Source organism: Bradyrhizobium sp. CCBAU 11386 (assembly GCF_028128955.1).
Lineage (GTDB): Bacteria > Pseudomonadota > Alphaproteobacteria > Rhizobiales > Xanthobacteraceae > Bradyrhizobium.
Map to the genome: position 1 here is coordinate 42,058 of NZ_LBKA01000252.1, position 17,699 is coordinate 59,756.

A 17,699-nucleotide genomic window follows, 5' to 3' on the forward strand; every position below is an offset into this window, starting at 1 on the left:
CTCTGGCGCAGAGCAGCGCGACGGGGGGCGGCATTCTTCTTGCTTGCATCTTGCCGCCGCCGGCATCAAGACATCTGCCGCGGCCTAGAGAGCATGCGACCACGGAGTGTTTGAGTGAAAGCCGTCCATACCGAACTGCACCGCAGTCATGATCCGCAATTCTTCCTGGTTCGCGGTGTCGTCAAGCGCACCACCGAGCAGCCCGAGCGCGCCGACCGCCTGCTCAAGGGGTTGAAGGACGGCAAGCATCAACTGGTCGAGCCGACGACATTCGGGCAGGGGCCCCGCGCGCGCATTCACAGCCCGGAATACCTGTCGTTCCTGAGCGAGGCCTGGGACGCCTGGACCGCGCTCGGCGATTCCGGCCCCGAGATGATCGGCAACATCCATCCCGTGCGCCACGCCGCGACCTATCCGACCCACATCGTCGGCAAGCTCGGCTGGCACACCGCCGACACCGCGGCGCCGATCGGCCCGGGCACCTGGGCCGCGGCCTGCGCTGCGACTGATGTCGCGGTCACCGCGGCGCAGATGGTGATGGACGGCGAGGATGCGACCTACGCGCTCTGCCGCCCGCCCGGCCATCACGCCTATCGCGACATGGCCGGCGGCTTCTGCTTTCTCAACAACAGCGCGATCGCCGCGGCGCATCTGCGGCTCAAGCACGAGCGCGTCGTGATCCTCGACGTCGACGTCCATCACGGCAACGGCACGCAAGGAATCTTCTACGCGCGGCCGGACGTGTACACGATCTCGATCCATGCCGATCCGACCGCGTACTACCCGTTCGTGTGGGGCTATGCGCATGAGCGCGGCGAAGGTCCCGGCCTAGGGACCAATCTCAACATCCCCCTGGCGATCGGCACCGGCGACGACGGCTACATCCAGGCGATGGACGTTGCGCGCAAGGCGATCGAGTCCTTTGCTCCCGGCGCCCTCGTCATCGCCCTCGGCCTCGATGCTTCCGAGCACGATCCGCTGAAGGGCCTTGCCGTCACCACGCCGGGCTTCCGCCGTATCGGCCAGGCCATCGCCAAGATGGGCCTGCCGACCGTATTCGTGCAGGAGGGTGGCTATCTCTCCGACATCCTGGGTGCGAACCTGACCTCGGTGCTGGCAGGATTCGAGGAGGCGCGGTGAGGCGTTTTCTTGCCTCTCCTCGTGAAAGCGGGGAGAGGGCAAAGCAAACGGCCCCTAATCCTTGAACAGAATCTGCTCCAGCAGGTCGATCCGCCTGATCCGGATGGTGCTGCCGTCGATGGCGATGATGCGGCGGTTCTGGAAGCGCTTCAGCATCATCGTCACCCATTGCCGGGTCGAGCCAACCATGGCCGCGATCTGGTCATGGGTGATCTTGCGGTTGATGATGACGGTGTCGCCGTCGGCAATGCCATGCAGCTCCGACAGCGTGAGCAGGAACTGCGCCAACCGTTCGATCACCGACCGCGTGCCGAGGATCTGCGCCATCGAAGAGTAGCATTTGCCCTTGGCGATGAGGCCGTCGATCAGCGCCAGCGCGAACGTTGGCATGGCGGTCAGCAGCTTCTCGAGCGCCGGGCCTGAGAGCGCCGAGATCTCGCAGGCCTCGATCGCGATGCCGGACCACATGTGAATGCCGCCGCCCGAGATCTCCGGACCTCCGATGAAGTGCCCCGGCGTCCAATAGGCGAGCGTGATCTCGCGCCCCGACGGCGCCGTATAGTAGACCCGCACCTGACCGCGCCGGATGATGAAGATGCCGTCATGGCGGTCGCCCTGGCTGAACACCATCTCGCCTTGCGGAACGGTGATCGTGCGTCCGGCTGCATGCACGCGCGCCCGCTCCGGCGACGACAGGCGATCGAGGAAATGCGCGCCGGCATTCAGTCCGTCGATCGTCTCGCTCATGAACAGCGCCGAGCTTGCGGTCTCCGCGCGTGCGCTGGGGGCGCGCCGCGTCTTCGCGCGGTCTGCCCAGTCGAACTGAACCCCTGCGTGGCGCCCGTCAGCGAAAGCAGCAGGCTCGGTCGCGGCAGCTTCCTTGAGTATGGTCATCGCAATCCGTCAGCTCTCGGAGGTCTTGCGAATAGGTAAGGGCGGCAATGGCGCGATGTCTATCTCTTTGCGGTCGTTACAAATCACTTAGCAAAGCTTGATACGTGCGGCGATCGCCTGCGAAACGATTCTCCTGTCGATCATGTCGTCTTGAGAAAATCCTTTGCGCCGTTCGCGACTGAATCGCGAAGCGGGCGGACCGCGACAGCGATGCAAGTAATTGCTTCAACCGCTACGTGGCGCCTTCGATAGTGCCGGCTCGCACCGCTGCCGGCATGAGCCCGGCCTCCGAGGACAGCTCGATGATCGATTTCAGCATTTTGAGAATGAGCGCGGCCGCCGTGGCCATGACCATTGCCACGTTCGGACCGTCGCAGGCGGAGACGATCCGCGTCGCGGTGGGAACGCAAGATACGACCATCAATTGCGCGACCGGCGGGCTGCTCATTCGCGAGCTCAAGCTGTTGGAGAAGTTCCTGCCCCATGACGGCAAGTACAGGGATGTCAGCTACGACATCCAGTGGAAGAATTTTACGAGCGGCGCGCCGCTGACCAACGAGATGGTCGCGGGCAAGCTCGATTTCGGCGCGATGGCGGATTTTCCGGGCTCGCTCAACGGCGTGGCGTTCCAGAAGGCGGGACGCCGCAGCCTCTTCATCAGCGTGCTGTCCGGCAGCACCAAGGGCAGCGGCAACGGCATCGTTGTGCCGTCGAACTCGCCAGTGCAATCGCTCGACGAGCTCAAGGGCAAGACCATCTCGGTTCCCTTTGCCTCGACCTCGCACGGCATGCTGCTCCGCGCCATCGAAGCCAAGGGCTGGAATCCCGAGACCGATGTCAACATCATCACGCAGGCGCCAGAGGTTGCGGGGCCTGCCTTGCAGGCGGGCAAGATAGAGGCGCATGCCGATTTCGTCCCGTTCGCCGAGCTGTTCCCGTGGCGCGGCTTTGCGCGCAAGATTTTTGACGGCGCCCAGGCGAGTGCTCCGACGTTCCACGGCGCACTGGTCGATTCCGAGTACGCCGAAAAATACCCTGAGATCGTCGTCGCTTATCTACGCGCGGCGATCGAGGCGGACCGCCTGATCGCGGAGGAGCCGGAGAAATACAGCGAGCTGATCGCTAAGGTGACCGGCATCGAGGTCGAGGTCGACTATCTCTTCCACGGCCCGCTCGGACTTCAGACTCGCGACGTCACCTGGAAGCCGGAGTACCGCCAGGCGGTCGCGACCTCGATCAAGACGCTGAAGCTGCTCAAGCGCGCGGACAGCGATCTCGACGTCAACCAGTTCGTCACGGACAAGTACATCCGCATCGCAGCCGCGCAGGCGGGGCGCGACTACGATGCGGAGCTGAAGAACTATGCCCAGCTTCCGTTGAAAGCCATGGACGCGGCAACGGGTGCCGAGATCAGCGACTTCACGCGTGTCGCGCAGATCTGGGTCAAGGACGAACCCCATGTGCGGCACTACGCGTCGCCCGAGAATGCGCTGAAGGCACTGGCCGGCCTCGACAAAGACGGCAAGACCATCCGCGTCGTCTATGCCCAGGATCGCGAGAGCGGCATCAAGCTGTTCGCAAACCAGGCCTGGTTCGTGCGGTCGGCCACAGGCGAGCTGAGCGCGTTCCTGCTCAAGCAGGCGGCCGAACGCTGGTCGAAACAGCATGGCGGCGAGGTGCTCGACTTCGGTGCCGCGCGCGAGTCCCTCGTCGCGGGCCGGTGACGCCATGGCGACCGCTCTACGGGTGCGGCCCGCGGGCATCCGATGGGTGGTCCGCGCCCTTTCCATCCTGGCCTGCGTCGCACTGTGGCAGGTCGCTTCGGCGACACACGCCAATCTTGGGATCGTCACCTTCCGCAATGTGCCGCCGCCGGTCGAGGTCGTCCAATCCGCCGTCGCGCTGTTCCGTTCACCGAAGCTCGCGGCGCATATCAGCAGTAGCCTCTGGCGTGTGTTCGCGGGCTACGGGGCGGCGGTCGTGATCGGCGTGATCCTCGGCTTCGCGATCGGCAGGTCGCGCGCGGCGAGTGATCTGTTGCTGCCGCCGCTCGAATTGCTGCGGCCGATTCCGGCGGTGGCGTGGATACCGTTGTCGATCCTGATCTTTCCGTCGTCCGAACTCTCGATGATCTACATCACCTTCATCGGCGCCCTGTTTCCGATTGTGCTGAACACGGTCCACGGCGTTGCGAATGTCGATCGCCGGCTGGTCGCCTCCGCACGTAGCCTGGGCGCGGGAGAGTTGGCGATCCTGAAGGAGGTGGTGCTGCCGGATGCCGCGCCGAGCATCGTCACCGGGCTTGCGATCGGCATGGGCACCTCGTGGTTCTGCCTCGTCACCGCGGAGATGATCTCCGGTCAGTTCGGCATCGGCTACTACACCTGGGAGGCGTACACGCTCCAGAACTATGCCGACATCATCGTCGGCATGCTGGTCATCGGCCTGCTCGGCATGGGTTCGAGCTGGCTGCTGACCACGGCCGGGCGGCTTCTGATGCCCTGGCGCGGTCCGAAGGTGGCGCGATGAGAGGTGTGGTGCGATGAACATCCGGGTCGCAGATATCGGCACGAAGAGCGTCGGTTGCATCGACATCGCCGATGTCTCGATTTCGCTGGGCGCGGGCAGCGATGTGTTCGAGGCAGTGAGCGGTCTCGACTTTGCCATCGCGCCGGGCGAACTCGTCTGCATCCTCGGTCCCTCCGGCTGCGGCAAGTCCACGCTGCTCGGCGCGATTGCCGGACATCTGCCGATCACGGCCGGTCGACTCACGGTCGACGGACAGGAGGTTCAGCGTCCGAGCCCCGATCGCGGCATGGTGTTTCAGCAGCACACGCTGTTTCCCTGGAAGCGGGTGCGCGACAATGTGGCGTTCGGCCCGAAGATGCGCGGTCTTGCGCGGAAGGAGCGCGACCGCGCCGCTGATGCCATCCTCAACCTGGTCGGTCTGTCCGGCTTCGAGGCGTTTTACCCCGCGCAATTGTCGGGCGGAATGCAGCAGCGGGTCGAGATCGCGCGGGTCCTGATCAACCAGCCGCGGGTGCTGCTGATGGACGAGCCCTTCAGCGCGCTCGATGCGCAGACGCGCGGCATGATGCAGGAGGTCCTGCTCGATATCTGGAGCAAGATCCCGATCACCACGGTCTTCGTGACCCACGACATCGACGAGGCGTTGTTCCTCGCCGATCGCATCGTCGTCATGAGCGCAAGGGACCCGGCCGGGTGATCGAGGATGTCGCGCTGCCCTTCGCGCGGCCGCGAAGCCACGACCTTGTCACCGAGCCCGAGTTCGTGCGCCTGAAGCGGCATGTCATGCAGCTCTTGCGGCGGCCGGGGGGCACTGAGCCGCTGGCGCGGCTCAGCCCGCTCGGCGTCTGATCTCAAAACATCCCGCTCGCCGCAAGCGCCTTGCAGACGTGCTGCATCTCGGCCTCGTCCGCGACCATGTCGAGCATGACCGTGGTCAGGCCCTTCGCCGCGAAATCCTTCAGCTTCGCGCCGATCTCGGCGTAGCTGCCGACGAGGTAGGGACAGTCGGCCTGGAAGGTCAGGAACGGCAGCAGCCAATAGCCATTGTCCGCGAGCTCGCCGCTTTGCCCTTCGTACAGCCGCCGCTTCCACACGGAGTCGCTGTTCTCCACGGTGAGCGCGAGCAGCTCGCGATCATCGGGGTTGTCGCGGAAGCGCGCCTTGGCCGCCTGCCGCGCCTCGTCGCGGCTCTCGCGCGCGAAGATGCCGAAATTCATGCCTGATACGTCGAGCCCGCGATCGAGGTCCGGCGGCAGCATCTGCATCTTGATGCAGCCGGTCTCCTTCGCCACGCGCTGTGCTGCTTCGGACTGGCCTGCGATCAGGAATTCCGGCATCAGCTCCGCCGGCAGGCGGGGGCGCAGTTGCAGATTGCTCGCGCGGTAGAACCGGCCCTCGACATTCACCGGCCGCGGGCTTGAGAGCAATTGCCGCATCAGCGCGACGAATTCGCCGAGCCGGTCGTAGCGGTCGGCATGGGACTGGTCGTCGCCGAGGCCCTGCAAGTCGCTGACCGCGGTCCCCGTGATCATGTTGAGATAGACCTTGCGGCCGTAGAGCTGCGCGAAGGACGAGACGAATTTCGCTGCCGTGAACGGGTGCATGTAGACCGGATTGACGGCGATCAGCGGCGAAGATCGCGTCGTCCCCGCCATGATGTGCTGGGCCATGGCCCAGGGCTCGACGAACACGTCGTTACCTTCGAACAGCAGAATGCCTTCGAAGCCGTTGCGGTCGGCGAACTGCGCCACCCGCATCAGCTCGCCGACATATTTCTTGGGGTCGCGGTTGCGCGAGATCGCGGGGAAGACGCGCAGCCGCGAGGTCGTCATTCAGCCGCTTCCTGGAGCGGCCAGGCATTGCGGCTGATGGGAAGGCCGCCGTCCGCACGGGAGCCGTCGGCGATCGCGAGGCGATGCGAGGGGGAGGGCGAGCACAGCGAGAAGCGCCATCCCTGCGGATCGTCGGCGATGTCGGGCTTGAAGCTGATCTCGATGGCCTCGCGGGACACCTGCATCGCGAAGGCGTCGAGCGGCAAATTGAGCCCAAAGCCCCTGGCCTTCAGATAGGCCTCCTTGAGCGTCCAATAGTCGAAGAAGCGCTCGATCGCCGCCGGCTCCGGCAGGCTGCGCAGCGTTTCGACCTCCTCCGGCGCAAAGAAGCGATTCGCGGTGGAGAGCGGGGCGACACGCCGTGACACGGTTTCGACGTCGACGCCGACGGCCTCATGCCTGGACACGACGCAGGCGACGCAGCCGTCGGCATGCGACAGGCTGAAATGCAGCGCGGTCGAGGTCGCGGGCGCAGCGACAAACGGCCGCCCGTAGCGGCCGGCCCCAAAGGACCAGTCGGAGGGAGCGACGTTGGGCGCGACCTGCGATAGCGCCAGGCGCAGCATGGCATGGGCGAAAATATATTGCCGCCGATGCCGCTCGAACATGAAGCGGTCGGCGCGGACCCGTTCGTCGACCGAGAGCAGGCGCCGGCACGCATCGGCTGCGCCCGGCGCGTCAATAGTCTCGATCAGTCCGACAAACAGTTCAATTCTGTCGTCTGCCATCAATCAGGCCCATGGCGTCAGGCGGAGGCCAAATCCCCCGGTCCTGACGGAAGAATCAATTGAGCAAGAACCAACTGAGCGGACCGTTGTTATCGGTCCACCCGGGCGAATTCTTGTCGATTTGCAGGCCGGTTTACGAGCTCAAGCTTGTGCGAGACCCCAACTCGCAGGCGAGCGGCCCGTTATCCGAAAGATTCGTGCGGCGTCCCGGCCGACTAATCTTACTTTTTCTTCTTGGCCTTCTTCGAACTGCCCAGCATGGAAAGGCTGGCGTCGACGTCCTTCAGCGCGGACTGGAGCTTCTTCTTCTCGTCGGTCAGCAACCTTTGCAGGGCCTTGCGGTCCTTGTCACTCAACGAGGTGCCCTTGGTAAATTTGATGAAACCCATAACACTCCCCCGGTTGAAAATTTTCGTCCAAATCAAAACGCGAGAATAATCTTGCGCGCTGGCGCCAAATAATCAAGATGCAACTTGGTCATTCACAGCTTTGGCGAGTGAACCAGTATTCGCCCGTCCTGTTCAGCCGGTCAAGCCGCCCTGCGATCGAGCAACCGGCCGAGGGGCGTGTTGGGTTGGGCGGCGGCGGCCCCCAGCAGCGCGACGAGATCCTCCATCCACTCGCCGACCATACGGCCGTCGAGCAGTTCGCCCTTGTAGTTGCATGAACCGGTGATTCCGGTCGGGCGCTCCTTGAGCATCAGCGACAGCCAGGTCTGGTCGATCGGCAGCACCGGCTGCCCCTCGCGCGCGACGTTTCCGATCGATTGCACCGCAATCTCCGGCAGATCGAGCGGCTGGCGCAGCGGATTTTGCAGCGTGAAATAGACCTGGAGCAGCGCGGCCGGGTCGATCCCCTCCTGCTCCAGATGGTCGGCCAGCATGTTGAACGGTAGCTCCTGCCGCGCATGCGCATCGAGCACGCTCTGGCGCACCCGGACCAGGGCCTGCGCGAACGACAGATCCGGCGTGATTTTCGTGCGGACGATCACCGTATTCTCGAACGGGCCGACGATTCGCTCGGTGTCCGGCTGGGCGCGATTGGCCATGGCGGTCGCGACCGAGATGTCGGTGCGGCCGGTCCGTGCCAGCAGCAAGGCCTTCAGGCCGGTGAGCAGGCACATGAACAGCGTGGCGTTCTGCTGGCCGGCGAACGCCGTGAGCCGCGCGATCAGATCGGGCTCGAGCCTGAGCGGATGGTAACCGGTGGATGCGCCCGGGCTTGCGTCGCCGTCAAAGACTGGGGCCGCGCCGCGCAGATTCTCCGTCCAGTCGGCGGCCTGGCGGCGGGCGGCGTCGGTGCCGCACCACCAGCGCTGCCAGCGCGCGACGTCCGAAAAGGCCGGCGGCAGTTTCGGCAGCGGCGCCGAGGGACGTCCGGCCAGCGCTGCATAGCGGCTCGACAATTCCTCGAACAGAACGCCGATCGACCAGCCGTCGGCAACGGCATGATGCAGCGTCAGCAGCAGCACGTGGTCGTCGGCATGGAGCCGCAACAGCCGTGCCCGCAACAGCGGCGGCCGCGCGGTGTCGAACGGGGTGTAGGTCTCCTGCTCGATCAGGAGATCGATCTTCCTGAGTTCGAGGGCTTGGCGCCGCTTGTTGTTGTGCGGCCGTCCGTCGCCGATGACCTCGACGGTGAGGACGGGCCCGAGTTCGCCGGGGGTGGCGAGGCGGCTGATAGGCTCCCCGCCGTTCCAGCCGAAAGCGGTCCGCAGCGATTCGTGGCGGCGCACGATGTCGCCGAACGCCTGGGCGAGGGTGGCCGGATCGAGCGGGCCCTGGAGGCGGAGGGCAAAGGGCAGGTTGAACAGCGGCAGGCCCGGCAGGTTCTGCTCGATGCGAATCATCTGGTCCTGCGCGATCGAGAGCGTTGGAGGGCCGCTTTCGATCAGCCGCGATACGCTTGCGGCAGCCTTGTGCGGCTTCGCCGCCACGGCCTCGTCGACCCGACGGGCGAGCTCCTCGATCGTCGGCGCCTCGAAGATGGTCTTGATCGGCAGCGACACGCCGAGCGCACGGGCGACGCGCGCCATCGCCTGGCCCGCCAGCAGCGAATGGCCGCCGAGATCGAAGAAATTGTCGGTGACACCGAGGCTCTCGACCTTCAGCAGATCGATCCAGATGTCGGAGAGCACCTTTTCGGTGAAACGCCGCGCCGGCACGGCCGCATCCGGCCCGGAGGTTTCCTGCTGCGCGGGCGCCAGCAGCGCGGACCGGTCGATCTTGCCATGGGCGTTGAGCGGCACCTGATCCAGGAACAGGAATGCGGACGGGATGGCGTGGCCGGGCAGCCGGCCCTTCAGGAATTCGCGCAACTCGCTGGCGCTGACCCGACTGCCGGGCCGTGCGACGATATGGGCGATCAGCCTGACATCGCCGCTGGCCTCGCGGCGCGGCTCGACGATGCCGGCGCGCACGCTCGGATGGTCGGCCAGCGCGTTCTCGATCTCCTTGAGCTCGATGCGGTAGCCGCGAACCTTGACCTGATGATCGGCGCGGCCGAGGCACTCGATTGTGCCGTCGGCGCGGCGGCGGGCGAGGTCGCCGGTCCGGTACAGCCGGCTGGCAGCCTGGCGCGAGAACGGATCGGGCAGGAAGCGTTGCTTGTTCTGCGCGGGATCGTTGATATAGCCGCGTCCGACGCCGGCGCCGCCAATGCAGAGCTCGCCGGTCACGCCGACCGGCTGCGGCTCAAGGTTGGCGTCGAGCACATAGAGCTGGGTGTTCGGCAGCGGCGCGCCGACCGGAACGTTGCCCGTCGCGGCCGCCGGCGGCTTTGTCAGGCGATGCAGGGAGACGTCGTCGGAACATTCCGACGCACCATAGGCATTGATCAGCGGCACCTTCGGGCAGCGGGCGAACCAGGCGCGGCAGAGATCGACCGGCAGCGGTTCGCCGGTCGAGATCAGGAGACGGAGCTTTGCAAAGGCGCGCTGGATCTGTGCCTCGTCCATGCGATCGAGAATCACCCGCAGCAGCGACGGGACGATCTCGAGCACGGTGATGTGCTCGCGCTCGATCTCCCGCGCGAGCAGGATCGGGTCCTGCACGATCACGCTGCGGCAAATGTGCACGCGGGCGCCGACCATCGGCCCGGCGAGGAACTGCCAGACCGAGATGACGAAGCTCTGCGGCGCGGTCTGCGCGATCACATCCCTGGCCGAGAAGTTCAGCCCTGATATCAGCGACGCCAGATGGTTCGACAGCCCGCGCTGCTCGATCATGACGCCCTTCGGCGCGCCGGAGGAGCCGGACGTATAGATGAGATAGGCGAGGCTGGATGCTGCGCGCCGCGCGGCGCGGGCCGGCTTGGTCGCCCCTGGCGCGATCGCGTCTTCGAGCTCGGCCACCTGGATGCGCTCGACCAGCGGCTCGAGCAGCGCCTCGACCATGGCCGATTGGGCGCGCCCGGTCAGCAGCACACGGGCGCAGCTCGATCCGAGAATGGTCGCAAGCCGCGCCGGCGGCTGGTCGGGATCGAGGTTCAGGAAGGCCGCGCCCACGCGCTGCACCGCGATCATTGCGGCGAGCAGATCGGGTCCGCGCTCCGCGAGCAAGGCGACCACGCTCTCGGCACCGACGCCTTCGCGGGCCAGCCAGCGCGCAGCCGCCTGGCTGCGCCGGGCCAGCTCGCGATAGCTCAGGGACGTGTGTCCATCCGACACCGCAACAGCGTTCGGCGTCGTCCTGGCCTGACGGTCGAAGCGTTCGCTTAAGTTGCCGCGCGTGGTGAAATTGGCCGGCACGCCGTGGCCTTTCGCCAGCAATTGCCGGCGTTCGGCTTCGGTCAGCAGCGGCAGGCGCGAGATGCGCTGTTCCGGATTGGCGATGACGGCCTTGAGCAGGGTCTTGAATTGAGCAGCCATGTCTTCGATCGTGACCGCGTCGAACAGATCGGTGGCGTACTCGAAGAACCCGGTGAATCGCCCGTCGGCCTCGACCAGCTCGAGCGTGATGTCGAAGCGCGCCACTTCTGGATCGACCTCCAGCCGCCGCGTCGACAGGCCGGGGAAACGTGCCGCCTCGATCGAGGCGTTCTGGAGGATGAACATGATGCGGAACAGCGGATTGCCGTCGCTCCGGCGTGCGATCTGGAGCGCGCGCAGCACCTCCTCGATCGGGAGGTCCTGATTGCGGTAGGCATCCAGCGTGACCTGTCGCATCCGCCGCAACATTTCGCCGAAGCTCGGATCGCCGCCAAAATCGTTGCGCAGGATCAGGGTGTTGGCGAACAGCCCGATCAGGCGCTCGCTCTCGATCTGGTTGCGGTTGGCGATCAGCGATCCAGTCGCGACATCCTCATGCGAGGTGTGACGGAAGAGCAGGCACTGAAACACCGCGAGCAGGGTCATGAAGGGCGTGACGCCCTGGTCCTGGCTCAGCGCGCGGACATCGCCCGAGAGGGTCCTGGAGAATTCGAAATAGTGACGGGCGCCGTGACCGCTCCAGATCTCCGGCCGTGGCCGGTCGGTCCGCAGCGGCAGCGTGGTGACGCCGTCGAGTTGCGCCCGCCAGTAATCGAGCTGCTCCTTTGCTGCCGGCGTTCGCGCCCAGCTCTGCTGCCACAGCGCAAAGTCGCGATACTGGAAAGTGGGCGAGGGCAGCGCCGCAACGCTGCTCTTGCGTGCCGCGGCATAATGAGCGGCGAGCTCTTCCCAGAACAGCCGCTGCGACCAGCCATCGGTGACGAGGTGATGAAAATTGACCACCAGCGCGTGGCTGGATTTGTCGAACGACAGCAGCGTGACCTTCAGTGGCGGCTCGTGCGCCAGGTCGAACTTATATTGCGCGAGCTTGAGCGCCTCGCGCCGGATCACCGCGGCCTGCTTGTCCGCAGGGCAGGGCTTGAGCTTGATCCGCTCGAATTTTGGCGGCGATCGCAGCACAAGCTGCGCCGGCTCGCCTTGCCGTTCGATGAAGACCGAGCGCAGCGCCTCATGGCGGGCACAGATCGCGGTGAGGCTCGCAGAAAGCGCGGCGACGTCGACCAGGCCTTTGAGAAGCGCGACTTCGACGACATTATAGTTGTAGCCCGTTGGATCGAGCCGCGAGAGTACGTACATCCGCTGCTGCTGGAACGACAGCGGCGCGTCTGCTGTCGCAGCTAGGGCCCGGCGCCAGGCCGGCAGCGCCGCTTCGCGATGGGTTGCGGCGGTCTCCAGCCGGGCCGCAAGCGCGGCGACCGTGGCGCAATCGAAAATGTCCTCGAACGAGAAGTCGACGTTGAAGCGTTCGCGCAGGCGCGAGCGCATCTGCGTCACCGCGAGCGAATCCGCACCGAGCGCGAAGACGTCCTGATCGATGCCGACCTGCGGCAGCTCCAGCAGACCGGCCCAGATCTCCGCGAGCTGCGTTTCCAGTGTGGTGCGCGGCAGGCGCGCCGCGTCGGCGTCCTCTGCCGTCGCGATCAGATCGGCCAGTGCATTGCGCTTGACCTTGCCGCTGGCGCCCTTCGGCAGCGCCGCCACGCCGCGGATCAGGCTCGGCACCTTGTAGGCCGCGAGACGCTTTCGCGCGAACTGGCGCAACTGGTCCGAGGTCGCCTCGGAATTCGCGCGCAATACCACAACGGCGGCGACGTTCTCGCCGAGCTTTGGGTGCGGAACGGCAAAGACGCCGGCCTCCAGCACTGCCGGATGGCTGAGCAGGATCTCTTCCACCTCCAGCGGCGAGATCTTCTGCCCGCCGCGATTGATGACGTCCTTGATGCGGCCGACGATGAAGAGATAACCGTCGGCATCGAGATAGCCGAGATCGCCGGTCCGGAACCAGCCGTTGCGGAATGCGGCCTGCGTCGCCGCCTCGTCATTGCAATAGCCACGCGTCATGTTCGCTCCGCGCAGCATGATCTCGCCGTGCTCGCCGCTCGCAAGCGCGCGGCCCATCTCGTCCATGATCGCGATCTCGGGCCCTGCGGCACGGCCGACCGATCCGACCTTGCGCAGCTCGAACGGATTGGCCGCGATCTGCGAGGCCGCTTCCGTCATGCCGTAGGTCTCGAGCACGGGAACGCCGAACGTCGCCTCCAGTCCGCCGAGGATCGCGGGCGCGAGCGAGGCAGAGGCCGAGCGGATCACGCGCAGCGACGAGGCCCGGGCGCGGTCCGGATTCGCTTCGGCCGCCGTCAGCAGCGCGCGATGAATGGTCGGCACCGCCGTGTACCAGGTCGGTTGCAGCTCCCGCATCCAGCCGAAGAAGGACAAGGCGTCGAAACCGTCGGTGCAGATCACGCTGGAGCCCGCGGCCAGCGCCGTCAGGAGGCCCGAGATCAGACCATGGGCGTGAAACAGCGGCAGGACGTTGAGCAGGCGATCATGGGATGTGAGCGACAGCACGCGGCCGGCATTGGTGGCGGACAGGCACACATTGCGATGCGTGAGCGGCACCATTTTCGGCCGCGCCGCCGTGCCCGACGTCAACAGGATGAACGCATCATCGTCGCCGCGCGAGGCGCCGCTCGTGCGCGCCGGACCGATCGTGGGGCCCACGAACGTGCAGCCGCCGAGATCGTCTGTCGGCCCCGGCACGAAATCGATCACCGCGATATCGAGCGCCCTGGCGACGTCGCGACTGGACGAGTTCATGTCGGCCCGGGTGACGAGTGCCGTCAGCTTCAATTCGCTGAAATAGCGTTGCAGCTCGTCCGCGGTCAGATCGGGATTGACGGGGACGCAGGCGCCGGCCGAGGCGACCGCGATCAGTGCAAGCGCGCTGTCGGCGCCGCGCGGCAGCGCAACCGCAATCCGGTCAGCCGGAGCGATGCCGAGCCCGCGCAGCGTGCGAACCAGATCCTGCGTCCGCTCGCCAAGCGCGCCGTAGGTGAGGGCCGGCCGGCCAGGGGCGAGGAGGGCGGGCGCCGCGGGCGTCCTGCGGGCGTAGAAGTCGAGAAGGCTGCCGATATGGGAAAAGATCTTCGTTTCGCCGCTCGCGCCGACCGATCCCGCTCCGGATGCAATGTCCGACAATGCCATTCCTTTTTGATCTGATTGAGCTATTCTTCCTAGAAGTTAGGGAACGCGTCCAGTCTGAGGTGAAGTTCGGGCCCCAAAATCTGTGGTTGAGGGGCCTAAAGCCCTTCGACGGAGTGATGGTTGGGCAGAATCACCATGCTGGAGAATGAGCCGGGCACGGGAGCGGAAGGCGGGCTGAAGCGCTGGCTCGAAGGTATCGGCCTTGCGCACTACTCCGATCTCTTCGCGCAGCACCGTCTCGATCTCGATGTCATGGGGGATCTTACCGAATCCGACCTGGTCGAGCTCGGATTGCCGCTTGGCGATCGCAAGCGGCTCCAGCGGGCGATGGCGGCGCTGTTCCGGGCTGAAACGGCGGAGGCGCCCGCCGCAGCGGCGGCGCGTCCGCCGACCCGGGTGGAGGTCGGAGCCGAACGGCGCCAGCTCACCACCATGTTCTGCGACATGGTGGATTCCACCTCGCTCTCGGCGCAGTTCGATCCGGAAGACGTGCGCGACATGATCGCGAGCTTCCGCGAGACCTGCGTCCGCGTGGTCAAGCATTACGAGGGGTTTGCCGCCCGGTTCGTCGGCGACGGTATTTTGGTCTATTTCGGCTATCCGACCGCACATGAGGACGACGCCGAGCGCGCGGTGCGTGCGGGGCTCGAGATCGTGCGGGTGCTGTCGACCGCACGCGCGATCGAGCCGCGTGGCGCGCTCAGCCACTCGCCCGCCGTCCGCATCGGGATCGCGACCGGTCTCGTCGTGGTCGGCGACCTCGTGGGACAGGGCACCGAAGAGCGCGACTCCGCGGTCGGAGAAACCGTCAATCTCGCCGCGCGCCTGCAAGGCCTGGCGCCGCCCAACGGCGTGGTGATTTCCGCTTCGACCCAGTCGCTGCTGAAGGGGAAGTTCGACTACCGCAATCTCGGCGTCCATGCGCTGAAGGGCATCTCGGAGAAAGCGCAGGCCTGGCACGTGGTGCGCGCCTCGCGGGTGGAGACCCGCTTCGCCGCCGCGATGGGCACGCGGCTGACCCCGCTCGTCAACCGCGAGGAGGAGATCGCGCTGCTGATGGGGCGCTGGCAGCAGGCCAAGGACGGCGACGGCCAGGTCGTGGTCAAGTTCGGCGAGCCCGGCATCGGCAAGTCGCGCGTCATCCAGGAAATTTTCGAGCGGATCGCGGGCGACCGCCACGGACAGGTCTCGTTCCAGTGCTCGCCCTACTACACGTCCACCGCGTTCTATCCGTTCGCCGAGCAACTCAAATTCTCGCTCGGCCTCGACCGCGAGGATGCGTCCGCGCTGTCGCTGGCGAGCCTGGAGACCGCGATCGCCGCCGCGCATGGTGACATCGAGCAGGTCACGCCGCTGTTTGCCGCGCTGTTGTCCATACCGACCGGAGACCGCTATCCGCCGCTCGAGCTGTCGCCGCAGCAGCAGAAGGATGCGACGGTCGCGGCGCTGGTTAATCACTTCCTCGGCCTCGCGCGCGAGATGCCGCTGGTGATCGCGTTCGAGGACCTGCACTGGATCGATCCGACCTCCCGCGAGGTCATCGATCTCCTCGTCGACCGGGTGCAGAACCGGCCGATCCTGGTCGTCATCACCGCCCGCTCCGAATTCCAGCCCAGCTGGAACGCGCATTCGCACATCACCACCCTGGTGCTGAACCGCCTGAGCCGGCAGCTGCGCGCGACGCTGGTCGAGCGCGTCGCCGGACGGGAGCTGCCCAAGGAGGTCGTCGAGGAGATCATCGTCAAGACCGACGGCGTGCCGTTATTCCTGGAAGAGCTGACCAAGACCGTTCTCGAATCCAACCTCCTGACCGAGCGGCACGGGCGCTACGTGCTGTCGGGCCCGTGGCGGCAGCTCGCGATCCCGGCAACCCTGACGGATTCGCTGATGGCGCGGCTCGACCGCATGGGCCCGTTCAAGCGGATCGCTCAGATCGGCGCCACCATCGGCCGCGAGTTCTCCTACGAGACGCTTCAGGCCGTCGCCGACACGTCGGCGGAGCAGATCGAGGCCGCGCTCAACCATCTGGAGGAAGCCGGGCTGATCATGCGCCGCGGCCATCCGCCGGATGCGCTCTACTCGTTCAAGCACGTGATGATCCAGAACGCCGCGCATGCGAGCCTGCTGCACAGCGAGCGGCGCAAGCTTCATGCCCGCATCGCGCAGGTGCTTGCCGAGATGTATCCGGAGAAGACCGAGCGCGAGCCGGAGCTGCTCGCCCATCATCTGACCGAATCCGGCCAGAGCGAGGGGGCCGCGAGCTTCTGGCTCAAGGCCGGCAAGCAGGCAGCCAAGAGCGGCGCCAATCTCGAGGCGATCGGCCATCTGCGCCGCGGCCTCAGCGTCGTGCAGGCCAATGCGCGCATGCAGGGCGCCGACGAGATGGAGCTCGAGCTGCGCATCGCGCTCGGCAACGCGCTGATCGCCGCCAAGGGCTATGCCGTGCAGGAGGTCGAGGAGAATTACATCCGCGCGCTCGAGCTCGGCCAGCAGCTCGACGACGACGAAAAAGCCTTTGCCGCCACGCGCGGCCTCTGGGTCTGCCATTTCATCCGCGCCGATCTTACCCGCGCGCACGATCTCAGCGTCGAGCTGTTGAAGTTCGCCAAGCGCCAGCGGCTGAACGAACGGACGCAGCCGGCACAGCAGACCGGCTATCTGATCGAGGCGCATCGCTCGATCGCGATGACCATGCTCTATCGCGGCCGCTTCGCCGCCTCGCAGCATCATCTGCACCGCTGCATCAACCTCTACAGCCCCGATCTGCACTCCGATCTGATGGAGCGCCACGGCACCGATCCCGGCGTGGTCTCGCTGTCCTATCTCGGCTATCTCCTGTGGTTCCTCGGCCGGCCCGACGCGGCGCGCCAGCACAGCGAGCAGGCGATCGCGAACGCCGAGAAGATCCGCCATCCCTTCACGCTCGCCTTCGCGCTCGTGTTCGGCGCCTATCTCTGCCAGCATTTGCGCGACGTCGAGGGCACGCGCGACCACGCCAACCGCGCCATGATCATCGCCACCGAGCACAATTTCCTGCACTGGAAGCAGCAGGCGGCGATCCTGCGCGGCTGGGCGCTGACCCAGCTCGGCGAAGCCGACGAAGGCCTCAGCCAGATGCGCTTCGGCCTCGACGAGTATGAGGCGATGGATTCCTGGCTCGCCGGCTGCTGGTTCCGCTGCCTGCTCGCGGAAGCCTACGCCAAGGTCGGGATGCGGGATGCCGCCTTGCGCGCGCTGGACGGTGCGCTCGCGACCGCCAGAAGGACCGGCGATCACTCCTATCTCGCCGAGGTCTATCGCCTGCAAGGCGAGATCACGCTGTCGGACGGCGACCCGGCCTCGGTGCAGGAGGCCGAGGATCTGTTCGGCCTGTCGCTGGAGATCGCGCGCAAGCAGGGCGCGCTGTCCTGGGAGCTTCGCACCGCCGTCAGCCTTGCGCGCCTGTCGCTCGAGGCCGGCAAGCGCGAGCACGCAAGTCTCCTGCTCGTGCCGATCGTCGGCAAGTTCAGCGAGGGGTTCTACACGCCGGACCTGAAGCAGGCGATGCAGCTGGTCAACGAGCTCGGGGTGGACGCGCCCGTTCGTGAACGGGCCGATCCCTGA

Annotated in this window: 9 protein-coding genes and 1 pseudogene; 5 read left to right on the top strand and 5 right to left on the bottom strand. The window is 66.1% G+C overall.

Annotation, left to right across the window (positions count from 1 at the left end; all coding sequences use genetic code 11):
• Positions 1-114 precede the first annotated feature (114 nt).
• Positions 115-1,140 (top strand): histone deacetylase family protein, encoded by a 1,026-nt coding sequence (locus tag XI09_RS33930; RefSeq protein WP_271570746.1) that lies wholly within the window; start codon positions 115-117, stop codon positions 1,138-1,140.
• 54 nt (positions 1,141-1,194) lie between these two features.
• Here XI09_RS33930 and XI09_RS33935 read toward each other — a convergent pair whose 3' ends face one another.
• Positions 1,195-2,034 carry a Crp/Fnr family transcriptional regulator gene (locus XI09_RS33935; RefSeq protein ID WP_442869639.1) on the bottom strand — a complete coding sequence of 280 codons (840 nt, stop codon included), beginning with the start codon at positions 2,032-2,034 and terminating at the stop codon, positions 1,195-1,197.
• A gap of 326 nt (positions 2,035-2,360) precedes the next feature.
• Between XI09_RS33935 and XI09_RS33940 the strand changes: the two genes are divergently transcribed.
• From XI09_RS33940 to XI09_RS33950, 3 genes and pseudogenes are all read left to right on the top strand, one after another.
• Complete coding sequence (locus tag XI09_RS33940) at positions 2,361-3,758, top strand: ABC transporter substrate-binding protein (protein ID WP_271570838.1); 1,398 nt, start codon at positions 2,361-2,363, stop codon at positions 3,756-3,758.
• A 4-nt stretch (positions 3,759-3,762) separates the two neighbouring features.
• Positions 3,763-4,563, top strand: a complete 801-nt coding sequence (locus XI09_RS33945) for an ABC transporter permease (protein WP_271570747.1) — start codon at positions 3,763-3,765, stop codon at positions 4,561-4,563.
• 13 nt (positions 4,564-4,576) lie between these two features.
• Positions 4,577-5,412: pseudogene (locus XI09_RS33950) on the top strand (ABC transporter ATP-binding protein).
• A 2-nt stretch (positions 5,413-5,414) separates the two neighbouring features.
• Here the strand turns inward: XI09_RS33950 and XI09_RS33955 are convergent.
• The 4 genes from XI09_RS33955 to XI09_RS33970 all read right to left on the bottom strand — a co-directional run bounded on the left by XI09_RS33955 (position 5,415) and on the right by XI09_RS33970 (position 14,096).
• A complete protein-coding gene (locus tag XI09_RS33955; protein WP_271570748.1) occupies positions 5,415-6,395 on the bottom strand; it encodes an LLM class flavin-dependent oxidoreductase in 981 nt (326 codons plus the stop codon).
• A complete protein-coding gene (locus tag XI09_RS33960) occupies positions 6,392-7,123 on the bottom strand; it encodes a 4'-phosphopantetheinyl transferase family protein (protein ID WP_027549505.1) in 732 nt (243 codons plus the stop codon). The genes XI09_RS33955 and XI09_RS33960 overlap by 4 nt, the downstream gene beginning before the upstream one ends.
• 221 nt (positions 7,124-7,344) lie before the next feature.
• Positions 7,345-7,512, bottom strand: a complete 168-nt coding sequence (locus XI09_RS33965; protein WP_271570749.1) for a hypothetical protein — start codon at positions 7,510-7,512, stop codon at positions 7,345-7,347.
• Between the two features lie 140 nt (positions 7,513-7,652).
• Entirely contained in the window at positions 7,653-14,096 is a 6,444-nt protein-coding gene (locus tag XI09_RS33970) for a non-ribosomal peptide synthetase (protein WP_271570750.1), read from the bottom strand.
• Positions 14,097-14,231: 135 nt separating this feature from the next.
• Between XI09_RS33970 and XI09_RS33975 the strand changes: the two genes are divergently transcribed.
• Entirely contained in the window at positions 14,232-17,699 is a 3,468-nt protein-coding gene (locus XI09_RS33975) for an ATP-binding protein (RefSeq protein WP_271570839.1), read from the top strand.

What these genes read in the sequence shown, in the direction of transcription:
- XI09_RS33935 (WP_442869639.1), bottom strand. Translation starts at nt 2,034, where the DNA reads ATGACCATACTCAAGGAAGCTGCCGCGACCGAGCCTGCTGCTTTCGCT.
- XI09_RS33940 (WP_271570838.1), top strand. Translation starts at nt 2,361, where the DNA reads ATGAGCGCGGCCGCCGTGGCCATGACCATTGCCACGTTCGGACCGTCG.
- XI09_RS33945 (WP_271570747.1), top strand. Translation starts at nt 3,763, where the DNA reads ATGGCGACCGCTCTACGGGTGCGGCCCGCGGGCATCCGATGGGTGGTC.
- XI09_RS33955 (WP_271570748.1), bottom strand. Translation starts at nt 6,395, where the DNA reads ATGACGACCTCGCGGCTGCGCGTCTTCCCCGCGATCTCGCGCAACCGC.
- XI09_RS33960 (WP_027549505.1), bottom strand. Translation starts at nt 7,123, where the DNA reads ATGGCAGACGACAGAATTGAACTGTTTGTCGGACTGATCGAGACTATT.
- XI09_RS33965 (WP_271570749.1), bottom strand. Translation starts at nt 7,512, where the DNA reads ATGGGTTTCATCAAATTTACCAAGGGCACCTCGTTGAGTGACAAGGAC.
- XI09_RS33970 (WP_271570750.1), bottom strand. Translation starts at nt 14,096, where the DNA reads ATGGCATTGTCGGACATTGCATCCGGAGCGGGATCGGTCGGCGCGAGC.
- XI09_RS33975 (WP_271570839.1), top strand. Translation starts at nt 14,232, where the DNA reads ATGCTGGAGAATGAGCCGGGCACGGGAGCGGAAGGCGGGCTGAAGCGC.